General features: G+C 55.4%; 11 protein-coding genes. 3 read left to right on the top strand and 8 right to left on the bottom strand.

Annotated features, from left to right (window positions below; all coding sequences use genetic code 11):
• The first annotated feature begins 60 nt into the window (after positions 1-60).
• On the top strand, positions 61-1,194 hold the full coding sequence (locus SH573x_RS18230; RefSeq protein ID WP_479349120.1) for an ankyrin repeat domain-containing protein: 1,134 nt from the start codon (positions 61-63) through the stop codon (positions 1,192-1,194).
• Positions 1,195-1,201: 7 nt separating this feature from the next.
• Here the strand turns inward: SH573x_RS18230 and SH573x_RS18225 are convergent, their stop codons facing one another.
• From SH573x_RS18225 to SH573x_RS18215, 3 genes are all read right to left on the bottom strand, one after another.
• Positions 1,202-8,239: a lamin tail domain-containing protein gene (locus SH573x_RS18225; RefSeq protein ID WP_479349119.1), complete on the bottom strand. Its 7,038-nt coding sequence runs from the start codon at positions 8,237-8,239 to the stop codon at positions 1,202-1,204.
• 344 nt (positions 8,240-8,583) lie between these two features.
• Complete coding sequence (locus SH573x_RS18220; protein WP_479349117.1) at positions 8,584-8,718, bottom strand: hypothetical protein; 135 nt, start codon at positions 8,716-8,718, stop codon at positions 8,584-8,586.
• 148 nt (positions 8,719-8,866) lie between these two features.
• Positions 8,867-13,360: a serine/threonine-protein kinase gene (locus SH573x_RS18215; protein ID WP_479349116.1), complete on the bottom strand. Its 4,494-nt coding sequence runs from the start codon at positions 13,358-13,360 to the stop codon at positions 8,867-8,869.
• A gap of 603 nt (positions 13,361-13,963) precedes the next feature.
• Here SH573x_RS18215 and SH573x_RS18210 point away from each other — a divergent pair.
• Positions 13,964-14,557, top strand: a complete 594-nt coding sequence (locus SH573x_RS18210) for an RNA polymerase sigma factor (protein ID WP_479349114.1) — start codon at positions 13,964-13,966, stop codon at positions 14,555-14,557.
• Positions 14,558-15,028: 471 nt separating this feature from the next.
• Here SH573x_RS18210 and SH573x_RS18205 read toward each other — a convergent pair whose 3' ends face one another.
• Positions 15,029-15,670 carry a zinc-ribbon domain-containing protein gene (locus tag SH573x_RS18205; protein ID WP_479349113.1) on the bottom strand — a complete coding sequence of 214 codons (642 nt, stop codon included), beginning with the start codon at positions 15,668-15,670 and terminating at the stop codon, positions 15,029-15,031.
• A 199-nt stretch (positions 15,671-15,869) separates the two neighbouring features.
• On the opposite strand from SH573x_RS18205, the gene SH573x_RS18200 reads away from it, so the two are divergent.
• Complete coding sequence (locus tag SH573x_RS18200; RefSeq protein ID WP_479349112.1) at positions 15,870-16,937, top strand: cytochrome c family protein; 1,068 nt, start codon at positions 15,870-15,872, stop codon at positions 16,935-16,937.
• Here SH573x_RS18200 and SH573x_RS18195 read toward each other — a convergent pair.
• From SH573x_RS18195 to SH573x_RS18180, 4 genes are all read right to left on the bottom strand, one after another.
• Positions 16,909-17,640 carry a lysophospholipid acyltransferase family protein gene (locus SH573x_RS18195; RefSeq protein ID WP_479349111.1) on the bottom strand — a complete coding sequence of 244 codons (732 nt, stop codon included), beginning with the start codon at positions 17,638-17,640 and terminating at the stop codon, positions 16,909-16,911. The two genes, SH573x_RS18200 and SH573x_RS18195, sit on opposite strands and share 29 nt — an antisense overlap.
• Positions 17,640-18,389: a (d)CMP kinase gene (cmk, locus tag SH573x_RS18190; protein WP_479349110.1), complete on the bottom strand. Its 750-nt coding sequence runs from the start codon at positions 18,387-18,389 to the stop codon at positions 17,640-17,642. Before cmk ends, SH573x_RS18195 begins: the two co-directional genes overlap by 1 nt.
• 95 nt (positions 18,390-18,484) lie before the next feature.
• Positions 18,485-19,897 (bottom strand): DUF1501 domain-containing protein, encoded by a 1,413-nt coding sequence (locus SH573x_RS18185; RefSeq protein ID WP_479349109.1) that lies wholly within the window; start codon positions 19,895-19,897, stop codon positions 18,485-18,487.
• 258 nt (positions 19,898-20,155) lie between these two features.
• Entirely contained in the window at positions 20,156-24,640 is a 4,485-nt protein-coding gene (locus SH573x_RS18180) for a DUF1553 domain-containing protein (RefSeq protein WP_479349108.1), read from the bottom strand.
• Between the last annotated feature and the right edge of the window lie 48 nt (positions 24,641-24,688).

Here is a 24,688-nt window from a genome sequence, read left to right as displayed (position 1 = left end):
CATGTTTTCATGAGATCCATCCACCGTCTGGCGACGGTGGCTACTGCCTAGGGCCAGACCATGTCGATAAACACACCGCAGCAAACTGAGTTCTTTCGCACGTTGGCTACCGGTGACACGGCAGCGATCCGAGCTGCCGTCAGTAACGATCCTGGGCTACTCGAGAGCTTTGACTATCGCAACTTTGGAGCGACGCCCCTAACGGCGGCTTGCTTTAGCCATCGACCTGCGGTTGTGGAACTGCTGCTTGAGTTGGGCGCCGATCCCGACAAGAGAAGCGATTGGCATATGGGACCCTGGAGTCCACTGCACTGCGCGATTTTTCGAGGCGACAAACAACTGGCTGAATTTCTGCTCGCGCACGGCGCCACCATAGACGTGCACACGGCCGCTGGACTGGGCGATAGAGATAGCCTCGGCAGTTTGCTAGACGTCAATCCCGAGCGAGTGACGGAAGCGGGCGGAGATGGATGTCATCCGCTGCATTTCGCAGACACAGTCGAAGTTGCTCAGTTGTTGCTCGAGCGCGGGGCGGAAATTGATGCCCGCTGCATCGACCACTTTAGTACCCCAGTTCAATACCTGTGTACGACTCGACCCGAAGTCGCACGTTACCTGCTGTCGGTCGGCGCACAGCCTGATATTTTTGCGGCGGTCAGCTGTGGTGATGATCGGTCAGTAGAGACGCTCTTGCTGGCCGAGCCAAACCTGATCCATGCGCGGATCAATCAAGCGTTCTTTCCGCCTGGCAGCGCGCACGACGTGCATAACATTTTGACTTTTTCAGTTGGACTCGATGCGACTCCACTGCATGCAGCCGCCAAAGGCAATCGCGGCGAGCCTATCAACCAGCTGGTACGTCATGGAATGTCTCCAAATGTTCGTGGCGGCTACGATCAAGGCACATCACTGCACACCTCTGCGTGGAACAACTGCGCGGCCTCGGCCCAGGCTCTGCTGGACAATGGCGCCGACATCGAAGTACGCTCCGGTCACTTGCACAACAACACACCTGCCGGCTGGGCGATTGTGGCCGGCGCGGACGAGGTCTTCGAACTCTTGATGAACCGCGGAGCTCAATGTCACCCTTGGTTTATCGATGATTCTCGCGATGCGTGCACCGGACGTTTTGGTCAAGTCAGTAACGCCACGCTCGAGCAAAGACAACGAATCCACCAGCGGTTGGTCGGCTAAGGAACCATTAGCTGACTCTTCGGGTTGAGGGCATAAACTGCCATTTGCGCCTTGACGAAACGGAACCTGCTGCCTGGTCGAGCTCTTCGAAGTAAGCGTCGCGCTGGTTGTAGACGCTTGAGCTGTCTTCTCCCTGCCCTTCGCCTTCACCAGCAGGATTGGTGTTCAAGCGATTGATCACCAGCAGGGCATCAATAGCCGAAAGTGCACCGTCGCCATTGACGTCTACATACATGACCGGATCGAAGGGCTCGGGCAACTGTGGCGTAAGGACCATACGCACGTTAATGGCATTGATCACCAGCAAAGCATCAAAGGGCGTGACCTGTCCATTGTCATTGACATCCAGCACATTGCGCGGGTTCTGCCAAGGGAATGCGCGATCATCATCGGTGACGGTAATTGCAACTGTCGCCGAACCTAGATATCCATCTGCCCGGGCTACAAGATTGAAAGTCTGTGGACCATCGACCAATGTGTCGTTGACCGCTTGAACTGGGATAGTGACTGACGATTGGCCAGCGGGTATGACAACACTGGCAGGTATGCTGACTTCGCTCGGATCGCCATTGAGCAACGTCACCGTTAGCGCCTGGTCGGTATCTGTGTTACTGCGACTGATGGTTGCCACAGCAGTGCCATTATTCTCGGAAATCGATGATATATCGATGGTGATGCTGAGCGTTTCCAAATCCGTGACTAGCACGCTCGCACTTGCCGCTTGATAACCGTTGGCCGTGGCCATCAGCTGAACGTTCTGCGGTCCATCCAGCAACGTATCATCGACGGATGTGATCGTAAACGAGACCGTTGTTTGACCGGCCGCTATGGTTACTGTTGCTGGTACGGTGGCTTCCGTAGTATCCGAGCTGGCCAGTTGTACAACCAACTCCGACGCCAAGTCACTGTTACTTCGCGTCACCTGGCCAAAGAAGAGACCATTCAGTTCGCTCATCGAGCCTGCATCGAGCTTGATGCTCAACGATTCGAAGTCGGTCACCACCAACGTGGATGTGGCCGACTGGTAACCGCTGGCCGATGCAGACAGATCAACACTCTGCGATCCATCCAACAACGTATCATCCACCGCGTCAATTTTGAAACTGACCGAGGCCTGGCCGGCAGGAATGGTCACTGAAGAAGGGAGGTTCACTTCGGAGACATCCGAACTGGTTAGTTGGACAACCAACTCCGACGTCAGGTCGCTGTTACCGCGCGTCACTTGCACGGAAACCTGACCACCGAGTTCACTCATCGAAGGCGCATCAAGCGTCAGACTCAACGTTTCAAAGTCAGTCACTTCTACTGTGGCGGTACCAGTTTGGTAACCGCTGGCCGATGCGGACAGATCAACACTCTGCGATCCATCCAGTAACGTATCGTCCACCGCCGAGATGATGAAACTGACCGAGGCCTGGCCAGCAGGAATCGTCACTGTGGCTGGTACGCTAACTTCGGACTCATCCGAGCTGGTTAGTTGCACAACCAATTCCGACGTCAGGTCGCTGTTACCGCGCGTCACTTGCACGGAAACCTGACCACCGAGTTCACTCATCGAAGTCGCATCAAGCGTCAGGCTCAACGTTTCAAAGTCGGTTACCTCTACAGTGGCGGTACCAGTTTGATAACCACTGGCCGATGCAGACAGATCAACACTCTGCGATCCATCCAGTAACGTATCGTCCACCGCCGAGATGATGAAACTGACCGAAGCCTGGCCAGCAGGAATCGTCACTGTGGCTGGTACGCTAACTTCGGACTCATCCGAGCCGGTTAGTTGCACAACCAACTCCGACGTCAGGTCACTGTTACCGCGCGTCACTTGCACGGAAACCTGACCACCCAGTTCACTCATCGAAGGCGCATCAAGCGTCAGGCTCAACGTTTCAAAGTCGGTCACTTCCAGGCTGGCACTCGCCGTTTCAAAACCATCGGCGGTGGCAGATAGAATAACGTTTTGCGGACCATCCAACAAAGTATCATCGACCGCGGCGACTTCAAAACTGATCGACGCTTGTCCTGCAGGGATTGTAACTGTTGCCGGGACAACTACTTCGGACTCATCTGAACTGGTCAGTTGCACGACCAATTCTGAATTCAGATCAGTCTTACTACGGGTCAGAGTGGCAGTTGCTCGCCCCGCTTGTTCGCTGATGGAACTCACATCGATGCTCAAGCTCAGCGTGGGAGTGTCATCGACATCTGTAACTTGGATGGTAAATGCGCGGTCGAAAAACAGGCCCAGCGGATCGGCCGCTCGAACCGTCACCGTACGACTGTCCCCAGCTTCGAAATCCAGGCCAACTGGACCGACCCTCAACTGGTTACCGACAATCTGAAACTGGGCACCGTCTCCGCCTGGCACGATGGTAAAGGTCAATACATCGTTTCGATTGGGATCCAGTGCGGACAATAGTCCGATGGTCGCTCCGGCCAAGTTTTCTGCAACCGTATTGGCACTCAGCGTCAATTGTTCGGGGAAGTCATTTTCTTCGAAGCCTGGCGTACCGCGGAGCACATAACTTGCACGCCAATTGCTGGCATCGTTGTACTCGCGGTTGGTCCAGCGGGCGGTCAACGAGTAACCACCGCCGTCTGGTGTAGTTGGCCACGGAGCAGCATCGTCATAGGTAAAGGACTGGATCGGTTCACCAGCCGCATCGAGTACCGTAATTAATTCACCACCGTTGCTGAGATTGGTGCCTGATACTGCATAGCTACCTGCCAGCAACGGCTGATCGCCGTAGCGAGCCCGAAACGCAACTTCGTTTCTGGCCACCACCACGATCTGCCCCGGGTTTAGGAATGAGACCCTACCTGAGTTGAAATCGAAGGTGATTCCCGACGAGAAACGGACACCCTGCAAACTGATGGGTTCGTTTCCAACGTTACGAAATTCCACGAATTCGAATTCTTCCTTGTCCAGCGCCGGTTCGGTACCGGTGGGTGCAGGTGGATTGTACATCAGTTCAGTGATAGCCAGGTTGCTGGCATCAGCCGGCACCGCCGTGTTGAACTCAGCCACATTCTTGGCTGACCACACACTACCATTAAGTGCGCGGGCGGTGATGGTGGCTGAACTATCGATCGATATCCCTGGGTTTGTTTGTCGGCTGGCCACCAAACTGGCATCGAAACTAATGTCGCTGCTGTTGGCGTCCGACTGATGAATCTCAACAGCGATAACATTGTTGCCTTCAACCAAGCGGCTGCCATCGATCGTGTACTCGAAGAAGGTCGATTCGTCTGTGCCACCAACAGCGGTGATCGCCAACGTGCTGGCCGTGATTGGACCGGCGGGCAGATTGCTGCGGAGAACTTCTTGACCGTTGATATATACCACCGCCCCGTCGTCTCTCTTCAGTCGCAAAGTCAGCGAGGTAATGGCACTCGGATCAGCCACCGTAAAGCTCTTGCGGAAGTAGGTAGTTATATGCTTATTAGCTGCATCGGGGCCAAAGCTGACGACGGTCGCTTCATCACCATCGCCATAACCCAGCTCGGCATTGCCGCTGCTCCACGATGAATCATCGAATCCGCCAGCTTGCCAGGCGGTGCCTACATTCGAGCCTTGATCAAAGTAGCGCCACGCGGATCCCTCGGCGACCAAGGTCTCTAGCGTGCCACTTGGATCGTAAACCACAGCGTTCGGATTGATCTCGCCACCTTGCAAGCGTGGGTCCGAGCCATCGAGGGTGTAATACACCAGACCTTGGTCGGCTCCAAATCGCAGGTTACTACCAGCCGTTATTTGTCCGCCGAAAGACAACGCACCATTGACGATAAATGTCGGCGCATTGACGGCTGGGAATAGACCGTTGGACCGCCATTGGTTCAAGACGATATTGCCTCGCTCGACCAGGTAGGTATCTCGCACAGCGGCCACTGCGCTCAGCCAATCGCTGCGATCGAGTGGATCATCAGGGCGTTTGGCATCGCCCCAGCGCGCCGCTTCAGCGATGATCGCCTGGTCCAGTTGATCAACATGGTTTTGATAACGCGCCTGGTTAGCAGCCACCGTCAAGGCACCATTGCCAAAGAATGATTCTTGAACTTTATCCGCAAAGCGTAAGCGATACTCGGCGTTTTCCATGAGCCGCTGATGTAGCCACTGCGGATTGAAATGGCGGAACTCTGCTCCCGCGGGGTAAGGTCCATTGCGGTTTTCGTTCAGTCCCCAGGGCAGCAACGAATGTTCAGAGTCGTGGAGGAAGAATTTAAAGCCGGCTCTACCAGTTCGATCTCGGACCGCGAAAAAGTTGTTGATCGCCTGGTTGCCCAGGAAATTTGAAATTGGTGCATCCAAGTTGCCACCGTAGAAGATGTTGATCATGTAGACGATCAGGTTATCAACATCCAGCAGCGATTCGAAATCGAGATTCTCGGACCCGTCGAGATTCTTACCCTGCACTTTCATGTAATCGGCATTGCTTACGAAACCGCCGTTGGCTGCTTCCCATAGCCGACGATAGGCCTGGTCGTTACCATCGGTAGCATAAATTTCATAAGGTCCGGCTTCCGGTTTTAATACGTCGTAGTCCGACGCTGCACCACCGAAGTAGCTGGCCGCATATTCGGCGTCGGTTCGTTCTTGAGTCTGATACAAGCCCCAGTATTGACCGTTAATATAGAGGTGGTACCAGTTGCTGAGAGACGAGGGTTGCCCCATCGCCCGCTGAGCTTCGCGATTGAAGATGTCGGATATAAAAGTATTGTTTGGATCTCCACCGAAACTCCACGAGTAGTTTTGCGCGGTTCTAAGATCCATCTTTTCAAAGCTCTGCGCACCGGTGGTGCCAAACAGCGGATAGTTCAAACTGCTGTCGCCGTATTCGCCGCGGAAAAAGAATCGGAACGAATGCTTGGGATTGTCGCCGCTACGGCTGTAACCACCACGAATGCGCACGCCGGCATTTACTTGGAAGCCAGGCGTGCCATCGGGATTCAATAACTCCAGCGATGCCGGCCGTTCCCATTCACGACCATCTCCATAGGCATTCCCATAAATGCCCGTTTGCGGATCAAACAAGTTTGCAAGGTCCGTTGTCAAGGCAAGCGATGGAATCGCCAAGAGCGCGTCCTGCACCACCTGCGCACCGTAAAGCGCGACGATATCCGGATCAACGCCATAGTCAACTACGTTGTTTCCCCAAGAACTGGGCCAACCCTCAGGCGGTGCACCTGTTGGTGATTGCTGGATGACATCCGCCACGAAGATGTAAGACCGACTGATCGATGGTAGCGACACATAATCGGTCAGAAACGCGGCAGAACGCAGTGTCAGCGTACCCGATACTTGAATTGGTTCAGAGTAGATCAAACCATTGGTGGACGTTGGAGTGCTGCCATCGATCGTGTAGCGAATCGTGGCACCGGGAGTCGTAGTGGCGAGGACTACCGAAAAAGGACTCGAATAAAAGCCACCAGCCACACTCGCAGTTACTCGCTCCACGACACCCAGAAACGCAGTGGTATTCACCTCGTTGGGAGAAGGTGTCGCAAAGTATCGGGCAGGATTGGTTTCAACACTGATAGTCCGCAATTCAGTTTGAATCAGAAAGCTCTCATCAATGCTGGATGAGTTCAACCCTTGGATGGCCAAAATATTTTGGCCGGCAACCAATAGCCCGAGTGAGTCGGTCAGACTGATCGCTTCTTCCACTTCCACTTGCGCTAAGGTGCGATCAAGAACCGCGCTGGAGTTGTAGCTCAAGCTGGAAGGCGCATTGCGTCGCGCAACTTCGACTCCATTCAAGTAGGCTACGAAACCATCGTCGTAGCGCATCCTCAATACTAATGATTCGTAGCTGGCTGGATTGGTGGCAGTAAAGGGAATGCGAATGTAGATAGAGGCATTAGTACCCAGCATCTGGCTTTCCAGGCTCGTATTGACTGGCAATCCATGAAACGCGGGTAAACCACCGTTGGCCACATCACCAACCAGATCAAATGCTCCTCCATCAAACGCGGACCACGAACCTGGCGCAGCAAAAAACTCGACGGAGGCGCCACCGCCACGCTCATACATGATCAGCGTAGCTTGCCAGGCCCCAGCGGTCGGAATGTTGAAAGTCGCCAACGTATCATCCGCACCGCGTGGATTGAAGAACTCCGACTCAAAGACAACTCCATTGTTCTCGAGCCTCAACGAAAAGCCATCGTCACTATTGACACCAAAGGTCCACTCACCCGCCGATGGTATTTGAATGGATGAGACAGCCTGTATCACGAAATCGTCGATGTCATCGCCGATCGATTGCGTAGGGAAGGGCAGTTCGTTTCCAAAATGCCCGCTACCGCCGTTGGCAAGATAATTCACCACCGGCGCGGACGAGTCGACTTTGAGCGCATGTTTAGTTACGTCGGTCAGGACATCGCGGGCCGCATCCAGATCGCCCACAATGACATTAGACTTGATGTAAGTAACATCAAAGCCTAATTCCTCAACACCAAATCCAAAGGTTAACTGACCAGCGGTCCAACCGCTGGCATCGAAGGACGGCTGAGTCCAGGTGTTACCCAAGCTGCCATCGGTCGGCACCAGCACTTGCGCGGAACTGCCATCTTGAATCAGAACCGAGCTATCAAAGACAGCCCCATACGAGATATTCGAAACCTGCGGCGGAAACGTAGGCGCAAACTCGCTCGAGATCGCACCGTCGGGTTGGACCAGTGCCAAATACTCTCCACCTGTCGAGAGTCTGAAGTTGGTGTGCAGTTCCGAACCGGGCACCGCGCGGTCTTTTCCAGAAGCGAAGACCGTCAAGAAATCGTTGGCCCCAATGGTCACCGCGGGCAAACGCCACTCGTTCATGTCGCCAGCGTTATCGGTCAGGTGCCAACCGTCGAGGTTGATCGCGTTAGAACTCGTGTTGTACAGTTCGATCCAGTCGCTGGAATCACCGTCGCTATCGGCCAGTCCCCCGCTGTTGGCTGCCAAGATCTCCGAGATGATCACCGAGCCGTCCATGACCATCCGCGGCTCGAGAGTTTCTAGAATCGCTCGGCGAAACGCGGCTGCTCCACGCTGGTGGGTGGATCGCATTAGCAATTGCGGGGAGCGGCGATGGAACCTGGAACGCAACGAATCCAGAGACGAAAAAAGCCTCATCGGACGTGGACCTTTGCCGGCAAGAAAATTCTTGAGGAGTGAGTTGGAAGAGTTGGTGTGATGATAAACCAGCACTTCACTCGCAGAAAGCGGCAACTTCGCTAAAACTTAACAAAAGACTTACAAACTAATGCGATGTTGACTTAGGGCTTCTCGGTGCCAAGCGGAGAGATGGTCGGGAACGACCTAACGTTTGAACAGGCTTCGGTACGGTTGGGTTAGGACATCAACCTTGGAGTGCGGTGCCATGTGGCACCGCTTTGATGTAACTAAAGTCTTCAGCCGCAGCCTGAGTCGCTCTGAACGCCCGAATCACCTTGTTCGCGCAGGCTGCGGCAAAGTTGGGTTACTACATCAAAGCTGCGGCTAACGCCGCAGTACTCCAAGAAGTCAACCTTGGAGTGCGGTGCCATGTGGCACCGCTTTGATGTAACTAAAGTCTTCAGCCGCAGCCTGAGTCGCTCTGAAAGCCCGAATCACCTTGTTCGCGCAGGCTGCGGCAAAGTTGGGTTACTACATCAAAGCTGCGGCTAACGCCGCAGCACTCCAAGGCGACTCAGATCAGGGGGCGGCTACTCGTTTTAGACGCGACATGTGTTCAGCCAGCAACTCTTCGAAGTCCCACATGCCATCTGCGTTGGGGTCTGCAGGGTGAACGCGGCCGGAGTAGGTTTCAATTTCGCTCGTTGACAACTGGCCATCGCCATCGCTGTCTGCCAGTTCCTGGCGAAAGCGAACTGTATCGCGAGCCTGCAATTGTTGGGCCGCGCTATCCGGCACGATGGTATCGTTCAGTAGCACTGAGATCACGTTATAGATATGGTGTGCGGTCCACGCCAACTCAGGGGCTTCATTCCAAGGCGCCACCAAGAAACTCCGATTGCCACTCCAGGACGCGCGAGCGATCCATTCACGCTTCTTTAGGGCAAGCTGGCGCAGTGGCTCACGACCGGCGATGCAACGTTCCAGCAGTTCCTTCAGCTCGACATCCAATTGACCCGCCAGTTCCAAGCGTTTTATCAGGGCCAGGTAACTCAACACCTCGGAGTTGACGTAGCGCAGACCTCGCAGCGGCGCGGGTAGGTCCTCTTGTGAATGGAAGACATCGTAGCTGGCTGGTATCTCGTTGGTCTGCCACTCCAAGATTCGCTTGGATTCGTCGGGCAAGCGTCCAAATAGTTTGTCATCAGCCTGTTTGAGCAGCCTCTGCAAGTGCGTGCGAATGATGGGCACCAGTTCTTCACGCCAGCGCTCAACAAACGGGCCGGTCGTTGCCAGGCGAAAGGCCGCACGGGTCGACAACTCGGGAGATGCGGCGGGATCGACCAGCACTTGTTTGGCATGCACAGCGATCACTTCTTCAAGCACCAGTCGGCCGGAAAAAGAACTTGGATTTGAAAACCACCGCAAATCGCCACTTGGATCCAACTTCATCAGTGACACAGGGCCTAAATGAGTTTGATCCAGGATGCGTTTTACAGCCACTCGACTGTAGATCTGCGCCCAGCGCCTGTTGGCTGATAACTCGCGGCGCAAATATTCTTGCCACAGCAAAGCGGTATCGGGACCAAACTTACTCAATGGTCCAGCGGCGAACTCTTGACTTAACATCCGTTCCAAGATCTCGGGCCCATACTTGCCTTCGGTACTACTTCCGCGCTGATTGTACTGAGCCAGTCCCGCCATCCACCGCGCGGTCCAGCGATCTTCGCCAGTCAATAGCTCCGCACAAACAATTTGCAGAAAGCGATCGCGGGGATTGCAACGCGACAAACAATACAGAAGCAGCGTTTCGGCCGACGGTTGGCTATCTTCATTAGCATCTGATCCACGCAGTCGCCCGAGAATCGTTGTACTCGGCGCGGGCTGGTAATCCCAAGTGCGAGCGGCCGCCAGCAGTCTGGCTGTGGCAGCGGGGCCAAAGGTTTCGTCGATTGAACTAACCAACGCATTCAAACACTTCATGCGGTCTTGATAAGTCGTGGCTTTTTCAAGCATGTTCAACCAATCGTCGACGTTGGAAGTGCTCGCCGACTCTTGTTTGTCACCAGCCACAGCGACCTGCGCAGGTTCAATTGCAGGCTTGACAGTGCCGGCCTTTGCTTCAGCGATTTTCGATGTAGTTTCCGTGGCCGGCGCCTGCTGGAGTTGATTGAGCCGAAACTGCGCACAGGCGGCCAGGCTGCCTAACAATAGCTGCGGCTGCGGAATATTGATGTTCTCGCCAGCTGCCCCCGCGAGCGTGGCGCGGAGATCGGACAATCTTCCCCGCAAGGAACCCAGCGGACGTTGATCTAGCCGGACTTGAATCGCGCGACTTTCGTGTCCCGACATCTTATGTAGTTGCTCGATGGCCTGCTTGAGAAGTTCCGTCGACTCCGCTTCATTGGAGATGAGGTTCAGGAGCAGCTTGAATTCGCAATCCGGTACCATAAACGATGGCAACTTCAGATTGATTTCTGCACTCTTGGCAATGGTCAGTTCAACGGCGTTTGTCTTGACTTCGTAGGTGGTCATCAGCCGAGGCTTCTCCAAGAGCAACTTGGCGAGGCGTGTGCGAATGGCTGGCTGGATGTCGGGCACAACTGCATCTTGCAGCACCAAGGCCGCCAGCACGACCAAATGCGGAGGTGATTCCTGATTCAGTAGCGTCTCGCGAGCGCGTCGCTCGATCACTGCTATGCCGTTGGTAGTGAGTCGAGCAACCAGCTGCGTAAACCAATACTCGTTGGTGATTTTAGGTGAAGTATCAAGTATCTCGAGCGGGTCGCGTCGAAAGGGAGACGTTGGGTCACTAGGCTCTGACGGTCGGAGCATTTGACGATAGAGCGGTCGTCCAGCAAAGACCATCAAGTAATCGGCCGCTGCCTCGACTAGGTGCGCATCTTCTTGTTTGGTGCCGGTAACAATATCGATTGCATAGGAGGCCACTCCCGGGTCGAGCCGCCTGGAAAGCAAAGCCGAGATCGTCTCCCGGGTCAGGATCATTCGCTTCCAGGGCACGTCATTACCCGCCAACTGCTGCTGCACGTAGATGAACTCTGGAAGCCCCCCCAGTCGCGACAAAACATTGAAGGCCACGTTGACGTTTGGCAGCTGCACGAACTTGTACAAGTCAGCTTTATCACGGACCTTGGCGGCCTCGGACTGCAAGGACTTTTCTATGATCGGAATGGCGGATGTCTCGTCGACCGCGGTGGCCTGACCGTTAGCAACCTGGTCCATCAGTTTTTCGATCGCACTCAGGGCCATGAGCTGATCCGACGAATCTTTGCTTCGCTGTAAGATACTGAGCCACTGCTGAAAATTCAGTCCACTGACCGTTGGCTGTACAGGATTACCATTTGTTTCCGGAGCAGTAGCGATCTGTGGATTAATCGCCGACAGCGCCGCATGCGTCGCTTCTTCCACCGTCATGGAGGGCGGAGAAACTCCATTGGGCTTCTCATCCCGCACCACTTGTTTGACAGTCGCCACGATGGTTTGACCATTGCGAACTATGAAACTCTCTTTGTCGATGCTGACTTGATCGCTGGGCGCATCGATGACGATCTCGTATTGGTCGGCACTCAAACGAGTCGTGGTAGTGCCTGGTTGAATGGTCAGCTCTTTTACTGTTTTATTATCGCGCCGCAATTGGACATGGATATCTGCGACGTCCGATTGAATCACCAGCTGACCTTTTTGTAGTTCCAGCGTGACGAGCACTCCGGCCAGAATCATGAGCGGCACTGCGGCGGCAGCCCACAGCCACTTGCCTAGGCGCGACGGCGGTATCGGCGGCAACTCTGGCGCGGTGCGTGCTGCTTTACTTTGTGCTAGTGGATCGTTGGCTTGTTGATCGTACTCAGGTGCAAGTGGCTGATCGACAATCGCTTCGGCGTTCGCGAAGAGGCCTGTCAGATCATGCCCGGCACAGAAGGGCTCAAGGGCCGCAGCCACGTGAGCTGCACTGGCTGGTCGCTCGGTGATTTGACGATGGAGCAAGCTGGCAACCAGTTGCACCAATGCCGGCGGAGCGTCGCTGCGCAGCGATGATAACGTAGGTGCACTCTGCGAACCGAGCAACCGCACTTTCTCCAGCAGTGTCATGTTCGGCGAAGCGGCCAGCGGTGGACGACCTGTTAACAAACGAAAGAGCGTCGCTCCCAGCGCATATAAATCCGCGCGATAGTCGACGCCGTCGTTGCGTTCCGCTTGTTCTGGCGCCATGTAGTCGAGCGTACCCATCAGTTGCCCAACGGTGGTCAATTCAATAGCCGACTCGTTCAGCAAGTTCCACTGGGCCAAACCAAAGTCGAGGATCTTCACGCGGCCTTGTCGATCGAGCATCAAGTTCGAAGGCTTGATATCGCGATGCACGATGCCGGCGGCGTGCGCATGCGAGAGACCTTGCGCGACCAGGCGAATGAGTTCGCAAGCATCGGCCATAGCCAACGGGCCCGTCGCTTTGGCCAGACGGCTCAGGTCGATACCATCGATGTACTCCATCACCAGGTAATGCGTACCATTCTCTTGCCCTGCGTCGGTGGCCGAGACGATCGTGGGATGATTGAGCCGACCGGCGGCTCGCATCTCGCGTTGAAAACGCGAGATGAGGTTGTCAGCATCCAGTCCCGAGTGGCCGGGGCGCGGAAAGAGCAGCTTGACGGCGACCTGTTTGTCGAGGCTAGTATGCCTGGCCAAAAAGACTTGCCCCATGCCGCCGCGTCCCAGCGACTTGAGCAGTTCATAGGCTCCGATTTGGGCCGGTTTTTGCAGTGGGTTTGCAGGCAACATTGGCGGCTGAGAGAGCACTCGAGCGGCCGCGATGGCGCGTTGGACGACACTCGGTGAATCGCCCAACCCCGATTTTACTTGACTTTCTGCGACTGCCAGCTCTCGCATTGACTCCAGCAACGTATCGGGGTCCGACTCCAATTGCAGGACAGTTTGTTCGCACGCGACGCAGACGGACAAATGTTCTTCGATCTGTCCCGTTTGATCGTCCGCAATTGTGCCGCTCAAGTATCGCTTGAGCGTCTCGCGTGGCAAGCATGTCGCAGTTACCATCATTTACACTCTCCCACAGAGTATTCGCTATCTTAGTCGTTCACCCCTAAGAAAACGAAAGTAGTGTGACACAAAAGCGGGTATAGCGGACGCACTCCACCTACATCGTTTAACCCGTGGCCGAAGGCCAGGCAAACGGAGGAGTGGTTTTCGCATGGCTCAGTCATTCCGTTAAGCGATTAGAGCACCCGCGTGTTAGCACACTTGGTTAGAGGGTGCACCTCGCCTGACGGCTACATCGTTTAACCCGTGGCCGAAGGCTAGGCAAACGGAGGAGTGGTTTTCGCATGGCTTAGTCATTCCGTTAAGCGATTAGAGCACCCGCGTGTTAGCACAGTTGGTTAGAGGGTGCACCTCGCCTGACGGCTACGGGTTAAACGATGAGCCGCCAGGCTAGGCAAACGGAGGAGTGGTTTTCGCATGGCTCAGTCATTCCGTTAAGCGATTAGAGCACCCGCGTGTTAGCACAGTTGGTTAGAGGGTGCACCTCGCCTAACGGCTACGGGTTAAACGATGGGCCGCTGGCTCTGCCGACGATTGTTGGGTTATGATAAGCCTTGACGACTGCCGCTACGATGTTTGTGAGATGGTTCTTCCGGAGAGGCGATGACTACTGCGACTCGACTTAGCTTACTGGATCGCGCCCGGTTGCGGGACGAGCAGGCTTGGGCGGAGCTGGTTGATCTGTATAGTCCGCTGATGGTCGCCTGGTGCCGGCGGCTGAAAGTTTCACCGGAAGCAACTGCCGACTGTATTCAAGATGTATTCGCTGCGGTGGCCCGTTCGTTGGATACTTATCATCCGACAACAAGTAGTGGCTCGTTTCGCGGTTGGTTGTGGATGATCACCCGCAACAAACTGCGCGATGCAGCCCGGCGCGAAGCTCGGCATGCCAGCCCGATCGGTGGTAGTACCGCTCTGGTCCGTTTGCAGCATTTGCCTGACGAATTGGCCCTCGATATACCCGACGACCAGCCCAGCCAAAAAGAAGACCTGCAGCAACTCACGTTAGCTGCATTGAAACAAATCGAAGCCAGTATCCAGCCGCAAACATGGCAAGCCTTTTGGCGCTCAGTAGTCGACGGTCAGTCCACTGCCCGCGTGTGCGAAGAATTATCGATGTCCCCGGCCGCCGTGCGCCAAGCCCGTTGTCGAGTACTCAATCGCCTCCGCCAACAACTAGGCGACAGCCTAACGTAATGCGTCAAGCGAATCGTATCGCCTAACGGCTACATCGTTTAACCCGTAGCCGCCAGGCTAGGCAAACGAAGGAGTGGTTTTTGCGTGGCTGAGTGATTCAATTAAGCGATTAAGTCGCTCCCTTAATAGCACAGTTGGTTAGAGGGTGCACCTCGCCTGACGGCTACATCGTTTAACCCGTGGCCGAAGGCTAGGCAAACGGAGGAGTGGTTTTTGCGTGGCTGAGTGATTCAATTAAGCGATTAAGTCGCTCCCTTAATAGCACAGTTGGTTAGAGGGTTCTCCTCGCCTGACGGCTACGGGTTAAACGATGGGCCGAAGGCTTGGCAAACGGAGGAGTGGTTTCGCATGGCTGAGTCATTCCGTTAAGCGATTAGAGCACCCGCGTGTTAGCACAGTTGGTTAGAGGGTGCACCTCGCCTGGCGGCTACGGGTTAAACGATGGGCGGCGGGCAAAACGCGGTAGTGCTTCTACGTGACCCAGGCACTGGCTTCTTTGACGGCGGTTTGAAACGAGACGTCATCCAATCCCAGTTGATGTTGAGCTTCCAAGAGCGAGCGCATGCGTTTGGGGCTGATTTGTCCTTCGGCGCCGGCGACGGCGAACATGGCTTGGACCGACATCAGCTTCTGATCGTATGTCATACCACTAGAGGCGATGCCCAAGTAACGTGCGGCGTTGATGCGCAAGCTGATGACTTCACGGCAGGTACGTTCCAGGTCCGCCCGCGGCAGCTCGCGGCGCAGCATGCCTTGGTAGACGCGCTGGCCCATATTCAGTTCCGCTTCGGTCACATAATCGTCTTCGACAATCATCAGCGCAATTAAACGCAGCAGTTCATCATCGAAGGTACTCGACTCCTCCAGCGAATTGGAACTGCCGTCCGCACCGTTTTGCGCAGCCACCAACACATTGGGTTCAAAGCGTTCGCGGCAGCCACGGCAAATCACAAACTCGCGCAAGCCCCCGATGGGCAAAACGGGAATGAAGTACAGTGTCAGAAACGGTCGAGCAATTTTGCGTTGATACGACTTGGACGAACCACACTTCGGGCAAAGAAAGTCGCCACGCTCTATCGTACTGCCCCATTCCATCGAGCCAATTACCAGCATCAATCCACCTCAATCGCTTCTTCTATTCTAGTAGTCTTCCAGTTGCAGTCGCCATTCAGGTTATCGCGATCAACATAATCGTTAACTTCGCCTGGCCGTATGGAGCATTCGCTCGCCTTCCGTACCCATAAGCCCTAAGGACAAGCTAACTTTTCGATGAGTCAGGAGACTTTGGGGCTTTTTCGCACGAGAATTCAGCATGTCAATCAATCTGATTTCTAATTTAACGGGTCATCCAGCCAGCTGGCGACGCTGCTGGGCGTTTGCCATTGCATCGCTATCCTTGCTGACAATTGGTTGGGTAACAGAAACTTCGTCCAGTGATCCGCGCGACGCTCGAGTCGACATTCCGCTGCGTCCCGAATTGGTCGTTGGCACCGAAGCCTGTGCCAAGTGCCATGCCGCCGAAATCAATGTCTGGAAACAAACTCCGCACCACGAAACATTTTTAACGTTGCATCGCAAACCGCAAGCTCAGGAAATCGCCAACAAGCTCGGAATCAGCTCGTTCAAGCATGATTCGGCTTGCATCAAGTGTCACTATTCTATGCAAGAACAATCCTCCGGGTTGGAACCTATCGCAGGTGTTTCTTGCGAATCCTGCCATGGCGCAGCCAAGAACTGGGTGGACATTCACCACGAGTACGGCGGACAAGGCGTCAAACGCGAACAAGAGTCGCCTGAACACCGCCATGCACGGCTGGTTTCGAGTATCGAAAAGGGCATGCGGAATCCAGAAAACGTATACCTGGTCGCGCAAAGCTGCTATCGCTGCCACACGGTTCCCGACGAACGCCTGGTCAACGTCGGTGGTCACGTCGCCGGCAGCCTCAATTTCGAATTAGTCGCCTGGTCACAAGGCAAGATTCGCCACAACTTCGTGCGTTCCGATGGGAAACTGAATGACCCCAGCTCCGCTGCACGTCTGCGCGTCATGTTTGTCGCAGGCATGATCGCCGATCTGGAATTCAGTTTGCGTGCGACAGCAGAAGCGACCGTCAAACAGACCTTCGGTACCACTAACGCTGGTCGAGCCTCCCGCGCCTCTAAACGGCTGGCCGCCGCTCAAGAGAAGTTGAATCAACCAGTAGTGGCGGAAATTCTGACTGCTTTTCAAGGCGTGCAGCTGAAGTTGAATAACCGCGACCAACTACTTTCGGTAGCCGATTCGATAGCGACATTAGGCGTGCAATTCGCCGCCACCGTTAGCGGCGACGAGCTGGCCGCCATGGACGAGTTTATTCCGAAGTCCGATCAGTGGAAGTGATCGCCGTCTTCGGCTCTTTCACATCATAATCCAGTAACGCGGCTCGGTTGGTTTGAGCCAATGCGGCCTGGTGACACAGCGACAAGCGGCGATCGATCTCGGTCAGCAATTCTTGGTCGTCCAGTGCCGCAACTTCCTCAGGCATGATGCGCGGCGCGATATAGACGCACAGCGGCGCATACACAGGAACTTTCGAACCACGTTTCAACGCATGGAACGCGCCGGTCACAGCCACTGGCACTAGTGGCACCGCGCCCCGCCGGGCTAGCGATATGAAACCAGGCTTGAGCTCCGCAGGATATCCTGTGCTGGTGCGCGTGCCTTCGGGAAAGATCAGGACCTTGTGCCCCGCCTTGAGCCGCTTGAGCGTCTCCTTTAGACCGGCCAAGCCACCGCCTTCGCGATCGATCTCAATCGCATTAAGCGCGCGGATCAGGGAAGCGAACACTCGGCTCTTAAACAGTGTCTTGCGGGCCAGGAAACACATCTCGGTGTTATCCATGATGCCCACCATCACTGGATCGAGCGAACTTTGGTGGGTCGACAGGACAAGCGCAGCCCCATCGAAGAACAGATTGTGCCGACCGATGCAGCGCAAGTCATAAGCGGTGACTCCGACGACGCGCGATAGTCCGCGGACCACGCTGTAGATCATGCGGTCGCGTATCGAACGCGACGCTACTGTCACTTTCCTCTCACTCATCAATGGCTTTCAGCATGAGGTGCCACAGGCTTCCAACTTGTGTCACAGTGGGTGGCTAACTTGCTTTGCACTATGGCCACCAGCGTATCCACTACTTGATCAAGCGTCATGCCATCGGTCGTCACAACTTGCGCATCATCCGCAATTTTCAAGCCACCGAATGGGCGCCGGTAATCTTCTTGATCGCGCTGTTGTTGCTGAGCCAGAACATCATCCAAGCAGGTGGCGATGCCTTTGGTCTGCAACTCTTCGCAGCGCCTACGCGCCCGCTCGTCGTCACTGGCCGTCAAGAAGATCTTGCAAGGCGAGTCGTAGAAGACCACCGTGCCTTGATCACGTCCCTCGGTGACGACCAGTTTCCCCTGAGCCCATGATCGCTGCAGTTGGCTTAGCTGATCACGCACCAAACGATTGTCAGCGATCGCACCAATGGAAGCCGACACCGCGGGCGCGCGAATGGCCTCGGTTACATCCTCGTCACCCATCAGCACTCGTTCACCATCCAGGTTGATAGTCAAGCCTCCCGCCAGTTGGGCGACGGCTGTCCTATCGTTGGTCTGGATGCCGCCGCGCAGTACCGCTAACGTCACGCAACGATACATGGCTCCGGTGTCGAGAAATTGAAAGCCCAGCCGCTGAGCCAGCACGCGCGATGCGGTGCTTTTTCCAGCACCGGCCGGTCCATCGATGGCCACTACAAAACTGGTGACACCCAGTTGGCCTGAAGGACTTGGAAGGCTTGATTGCATGTCGATCCGCCGCCGCTCAGCCGGCGGCCTAAGTATTCGTTGATTTGGCACTTGGGTTTCTCCACACCTGTTGTGCCTATTCTAACTGAAAATCGTCAGGCCACTACCTCCTTGATCACCTGGCCATAGACATCGGTCAAACGAAAATCGCGGGCTGCATATCTGAACGTCAAACGTTCGTGGTCGAAGCCGAGCAAATGCAGGATCGTGGCGTGCAAGTCATGCACACTGGTGGGGTTCTCGGCGGCTTTGAACCCGAAATCATCGGTCGCACCATAGACCGTTCCGCCTTTGACTCCACCGCCGGCTAGCCAGACGCTAAATCCCCAGTGGTTGTGATCCCGTCCCAATTGCGACTTTCCATCGGCGCCTAACTCCACCGTAGGCGTTCGACCAAACTCGCCGCCCCAAATGATCAACGTATCGTCGAACATGCCTCGCTGTTTCAGGTCCGTCATCAAAGCCGCAATGGGCCCGTCGATCTCAGATGATAACTTACGATGGTTGGCTTCGATCTGACCATGATTGTCCCACGGCTGACCGGCACCATGCCACAGTTGCACATAGCGTACGCCGCGTTCCAACAAACGCCGAGCGATCAAGGTTTGCCGACCATGGACACCTGAGCCATACATCTCTTGAATGTATTGCGGCTCGCGCGAGATATCGAACGCTTCTTCAGCTTCGCTCTGCATGCGAAATGCGAGTTCGAAGCTTTTGATGCGCGACTCCAATCGCGGGTCGCTGCGCGTTTGACGATGCTCGGCATTAAGCTGCTGCAGCAGATCCAATTGCCGACGTTGCATGGCTGCCGTAGCGTGGCCCGAGCGAATGTTTTCAATCAGCTTGGGTAACTCGCGATGTTGCGAATCGACAAAGGTGCCTTGATAGATGCCCGGTAAGAAACCAGATTGCCAGTTCTCCGCATCTTTGATTGGGTAACCGCCGGGGCACATGGCCACAAAGCCCGGTAGATTTTGATTTTCGGCTCCCAAGCCGTACAACATCCAAGCTCCAACGCTTGGACGCGGCTGCACGGAATCGCCGCAGTTCATCAACATCAGCGAGGGTTCATGATTGGGAACTTGCGCAACCATCGAGCGGATGATTGCCATGTCATCGATATGTTCAGCGGTTTTGGCAAACAGTTCGCTGACTTCGATGCCGCTTTGTCCATACTTGCGAAACTTGAACGGCGAAGGAAAAGCCGCACCTGTTTTGCGTTCGGTGGTCAGGTTCTGAGGCACCGGTTTATCGGCATACTTTTCCAGTGCCGGTTTGTAGTCGAATGTATCCACATGCGATGGGCCGCCGTTGAGGAAAAAGTGAATGACCCGTTTGGCCCTGGGCACAAAGTGCGGCAGCTTGGGAGCCAACGTCGCTTCCGGCTGGCTGGCGGCGCGATCTGCGGCTGACACCAGGTCGTTGCCCATCAAGCCAGCCAGGCCGAGTGCGCCGAGCCCCATGCCACTGCGAGCCAACATATCCCGACGGTTTATTGAAAACATGTTTTACTCCAAAGTGTAAACGCCCCGGTCACCTCTCCACGCGCAGCGTGGGGAGGTCGGAGCACGCGCTAGCGTAGCTCCGGGAGGGGTGAGTCCTATATGTTAAATCCAACGTAATGCAGGCCCCCTCCCGCAGACTTCGGCTAAACGCCTCGTCTGCGACCTCCCCCAGCTTCGCCGGGGGAGGTGACGTCACCTCTCCACGCGCAGCGTGGGGAGGTCGGAGCACGCGCTAGCGTAGCTCCGGGAGGGGTGACGTTAATCTACAAACGCTAGTTCATTGCTCAGTAGCAGTACCTGAGCCAGTTGTTGCCAAGGTGTTAAATATGTAGGCTCTTGGCCGCTGAAATTCTTTTCAGCGTTCCATACTCGATCATCCAGTTTCAACATAGGCGACCAGAGGAATTGGTCGTTGTTCAAGTTGTCATTGAAGTTGACTACGAAGTCCACGGTATCACCGGCTGCGATCGTCAGCGTGGGAAGGTCAAACGCTGTCTCTTTATTGTGCACGACCTCACTGCGCAAGATGCGACTGGTTGCACCGCTGGTGTGAATGATCGCAGCACGAATACCATCGCCGGCTGGAGTGTTGTGGTTGACTATGGACGTTATGGAAAGTGTGCCAGCCGCCGGTGCAATCCAGCGACGAACCGCAGCATGCTCCAAGTCATTGCCAGCATGCCCGCCGGTGGCCGTGATTTGTACCCATCCCAAGTTACCATCGGGCCACTGCGGTCCACCTTGCCAAGCCGAGCCGTTGAAATGGGGCAGCGGTGTAAATCCGTCGAGCTTGCTGTCTGCTTCATTCAGCTTGCCAAAGCCATAGCGCCAGTCGCGACTCTCGATCGGTATCTGAGGCAGAAGGTCCGCCGGTTGGTCCAAGAAGGCCAGGCATTGTGCTACTTCGCTGGGCGAGGGGCGGCGCTCGAGCACTTGCTGGAACAACCGAGTTACTCGACTGGCTGCGTCCACGCTATCGTCGGCATTGATCTGTTGCTCTAAGCGTCGCGCGAGCGTGGCTGTAAAGTCATGATTCAATACGAACAGAGCTTGTTGCGGCACCGTAGTTTCGCTGCGCTGGGGGGTGTGCAGGTCGGGATTCGCAAAGTCGAATACGCGGAGCACACCGGGCAGGAACTGGCGGTCTACCTGTCCATAAATTGAACGCCGCGGATTGAGCCCATCAGTGAACAGTGGCCGAGCTCGTCCGCCTATGGCAAAGTCCAATTGATTGGAGACCGCCAACCAGGTATCGCGCATTTGTTCAAATGACAAGCGTTTGTCGTTGCCGCGCCATAGCCAACGATTGTCGGGATCGACGTCGGTAGCAACCTTGAATTTGACGTGCTGACTTTCGTCGCGTTCTTTCGAGGACTGCTGATAGGCGCGCGAAGTCACAATCTGGCGGACAATATGTTTGGTGCTGAAATCATGCGAGTTCAATTCGAGAGCCAGGCGATCGAGCAACTCTGGGTGGCTGGGCGGCGTAGCCCGCAGTCCAAAGTCGCTCGGTGTGACCACCATCGCCTGTCCGAACAAATGCTGCCAGATGCGATTGACCCACACACGGGATGTCAATGGATTGCGTGGATCGACGATGGCTTCGGCCAACTCACGGCGTCCGCTACCATGAGCAAATGGTTGGCGCTGCATGGCTTGGGCAGTCTCACCAACCTCTTTGTCGGCGGCGGATACCAAACGCACTCGATTTGCAGGCGACAGCTGGCCCAAGCTCTTATCGGGACTAGAACTGCCCGGTTCAGCACACAGCGCGGAAAGGAATTGTCGCGGGACGCGCTGAGCGATCTGCAACGGATTGCCACGCCGGAAGATATGTGGTTCGCGAATATAAGTGCGATCGACCAGGCGCGTCACGAAGACCGGCGCCACCGGGGAATTGATGATCAGTCGATCCACATCACCCTGCAGTTTCCACAGCGCTTCGGTGACCCGCGTTTGAAAGAACTGCTCCGTGCTGACGATGTCTTCATCCGGTACTCGGCATGGCGAGTTGGGGCCGGCCACGAAATTTTTTAGTTCAGCCAACGCGTCGCGTTCCAAATCATTCTCGCAGCTGATTGCGTCGAGCTGGCTGAGCAATTCTCCATAACGGTCCACCACCTCCTGCATCGAAGCAGGTACTGTGACAAATCTCTTGGCCACTAACGCATTGAGTTTATCTGTCGGCCATGACTTCAATTCTTCCGTGACAGTTGCGGACTCGGCCGCAAATGCTTCTTTTGGAAGCGTTTGATATTTGCGCCACGCGGCGAAGATGGGTTCATTGCGATAACTGGCATCGATCAACCAGGCTTGGAAGCGACGCAACTGGGCCGGCACTAAATCGTCCGGCTGAATCAACACATCAAAGCCTTCGGCCGGGTGTTTTTCCAATTCCAATTGTGCTCGCAAGTAATCCGGCAAACGTTTGAGAACTTGCTGGTTGGACGAGTTCTTTTCCGCGGTCAGTTGATCGACATACTTCTGCTGCACCTTGGCATACTCGTCATCGAAAGCCTTCAAAGCATCGGCTGACACGGAAGGATCGGTCGCAGGCAAACGCACGCGGCGTTCGATCGAGTTCAGGAATACACCATACAGCGAGTAATAGTCGGCCGTGGGAATAGGATCGAATTTATGATCATGACAACGCGCGCATCCAACTGTCAGGCCTAGCATGCCACGCGATACGACATCGATGCGGTCGTCGATAATATCGTGGGTTACACCCAGGAAGCGTCGTCCAACCGTCAAGAAGCCCATGGCTGCTTGATCAGGCGAGTCTTCGGGAGCAATCTGATCCGCCGCGATTTGCAACTTTAGGAACTGATCGTACGGCATATCGCTCGAAAGGGCATCGACCACCCAGTCGCGATAGGCGGGCGCGTGTACAAAGAAGCGTTCCTCGCGCGCGTACACGTAACCTTTGGTGTCCGAGTAACGTGCGACATCCAACCAATGTCGGCCCCAATGTTGACCGAACTTGGGTGATGCCAACAACCGATCCACGACACGCTCGACCGCATCGGGTCGAGCATCTTGCTGGAAGGCCTCGACATCTTCGAATGTTGGTGGCAGACCGATCAAATCGTAAGTCAATCGCCGCAACAACTCGCGCCGCCCGGCCGTGTGGTTGGGTGTTAGTTGATGTTGTTCGAGGTTGGCCAGTACAAATTGATCGACCACACCGGAGGGCCAGGCCACATCATTAACCGTTGGCAACTCGGCAAAGCGAGGCAACTGAAATGCCCAATGCGTCTTGGTGGCTTGTCGCCGACGATCAAATTCTTCAGGTGAGGTTTGTTTGGGCCAAGGCGCGCCCATCTTGATCCACTGATGCAGCTTGTCGATTTTGTTGGCCGCCAGCGGTGCATCGGGAGGCATCTTTAAATCCGACTGACGCTCGACCGCTTTGATCATCAAACTTCGCTCGCTAGAGCCCGGCACGATGGCAGGTCCCGATTCGCCGCCGGAGAGCAGTGCCGCCAGGCTATCCACGCGCAGCATACCCGACTGGTCATCGGGTCCATGACAGCTCATGCAATTTTCCACCAGCAGCGGACGAATTTCACGTTCGAAGAATTCGAGCTGCTCGGCCGTGGCTTCGGTGTTAACCATCACCTCGGCTTTGGGTTGAGTCTGAGGCAGCGGGCTGGCCGGCTGGGCGACTTGAGTGAGCGTTTGTTGAATGGCCAAAGCCGCCCAGCAGGTGGCACTCATCGAGATAAACTGATCCAGCCCATGCGGAAAACCGCTTTCGAAATACTTCTGTATTGGTTTACTACGCGTGACCACATGCCACGAGCCATCCGCTTGCTGGGTTGTTAACAAATACTGAAGACCTCGCACATAGCCAGGTTCGGTCACCGCCAATCCACTGGTGGCCAGGCCTACGAGCGCTGTGGCGGTCGCATACGCGTCGCTGGTAGAATCCGTAGCCGTTTGGGACCAGCCGCCATCGGACTGTTGCGTCGACAGTATTTCGCTCTGCAATTGTTTAACCGCTTGCGCGATTACGCCGGCGTCGATATCCAGCGCCAGTGACTTATGTTGAAGTGTTTTGTGAACTGCATCGAGCGCAAAGATCTTGAAAACGCGTTGCTCAGTATCGTTGGTCGCTTGGGCGAGCAGCCACGTAGTGCAATCCTGAACGCGCATCGCAGTGCGGGCTTGATCGACGCTGGGCGCGTAATGCAGTAGACCTTTCAGGGCCACGGCCGACGTCGAGATATCGCTGTATTCGGTGGGTGGTCGATTGCTGGAGCAGCGCCAGTGCTTGTCGTCAGCATGGACTTGCAACAGATATTCAGCTACGGCGCTGGTTGTTTGGCTGGGCTGCACACCGGCGGCGACCAGACCGGTCAGTGCATAACCGGCGGTGTCGACTCCCCCGCCCTGGCCTTTGCCTAGTAGGTAATCGGCCTGGCCACGCTGCAGATGTTCCTGCGTGCGATTGACCTGCGCGACCAAGTTTTCTTCGTCCACCACCAAGCCACGCGTCCGCGCATCGATGAGCGTCAAAATTGACATCGTTTGGTGATGGCAAGAGAAACACTCGCGCTGTTTCAGGTATTCGGCCGAGCTGCGCTGGATGACATCGATCGCCCGCTGCGCACTGTTCCGCAGATCTTGACGCTGACTGTCATCGGTCGGTCCTTGCGCCGGGAGCCACGAGGCTAACAACCAGATGGTCAGTAGCCAGGTGGTCAGCAGCGATTGGCAAGTTTGTTTGATCATAATCATTTGGGACGCTATGCGGTTATTCAACTATACACCTGGTTCGCATTCGGA

The organism is Rania fehmarnensis (assembly GCF_056494185.1).
Note: the sequence above shows the minus strand (reverse complement) of the source record. Positions and strands in the feature narration are given on the sequence as shown.

Excerpts from the sequence above, each read along its gene's own strand:
- SH573x_RS18230 (WP_479349120.1), top strand. The coding sequence starts at position 61 with ATGTCGATAAACACACCGCAGCAAACTGAGTTCTTTCGCACGTTGGCT.
- SH573x_RS18225 (WP_479349119.1), bottom strand. The coding sequence starts at position 8,239 with ATGCGATCCACCCACCAGCGTGGAGCAGCCGCGTTTCGCCGAGCGATT.
- SH573x_RS18220 (WP_479349117.1), bottom strand. The coding sequence starts at position 8,718 with ATGGCACCGCACTCCAAGGTTGACTTCTTGGAGTACTGCGGCGTTAGC.
- SH573x_RS18215 (WP_479349116.1), bottom strand. The coding sequence starts at position 13,360 with ATGATGGTAACTGCGACATGCTTGCCACGCGAGACGCTCAAGCGATAC.
- SH573x_RS18210 (WP_479349114.1), top strand. The coding sequence starts at position 13,964 with ATGACTACTGCGACTCGACTTAGCTTACTGGATCGCGCCCGGTTGCGG.
- SH573x_RS18205 (WP_479349113.1), bottom strand. The coding sequence starts at position 15,670 with ATGCTGGTAATTGGCTCGATGGAATGGGGCAGTACGATAGAGCGTGGC.
- SH573x_RS18200 (WP_479349112.1), top strand. The coding sequence starts at position 15,870 with ATGTCAATCAATCTGATTTCTAATTTAACGGGTCATCCAGCCAGCTGG.
- SH573x_RS18195 (WP_479349111.1), bottom strand. The coding sequence starts at position 17,640 with ATGAGTGAGAGGAAAGTGACAGTAGCGTCGCGTTCGATACGCGACCGC.
- cmk (WP_479349110.1), bottom strand. The coding sequence starts at position 18,389 with ATGCAATCAAGCCTTCCAAGTCCTTCAGGCCAACTGGGTGTCACCAGT.
- SH573x_RS18185 (WP_479349109.1), bottom strand. The coding sequence starts at position 19,897 with ATGTTTTCAATAAACCGTCGGGATATGTTGGCTCGCAGTGGCATGGGG.
- SH573x_RS18180 (WP_479349108.1), bottom strand. The coding sequence starts at position 24,640 with ATGATTATGATCAAACAAACTTGCCAATCGCTGCTGACCACCTGGCTA.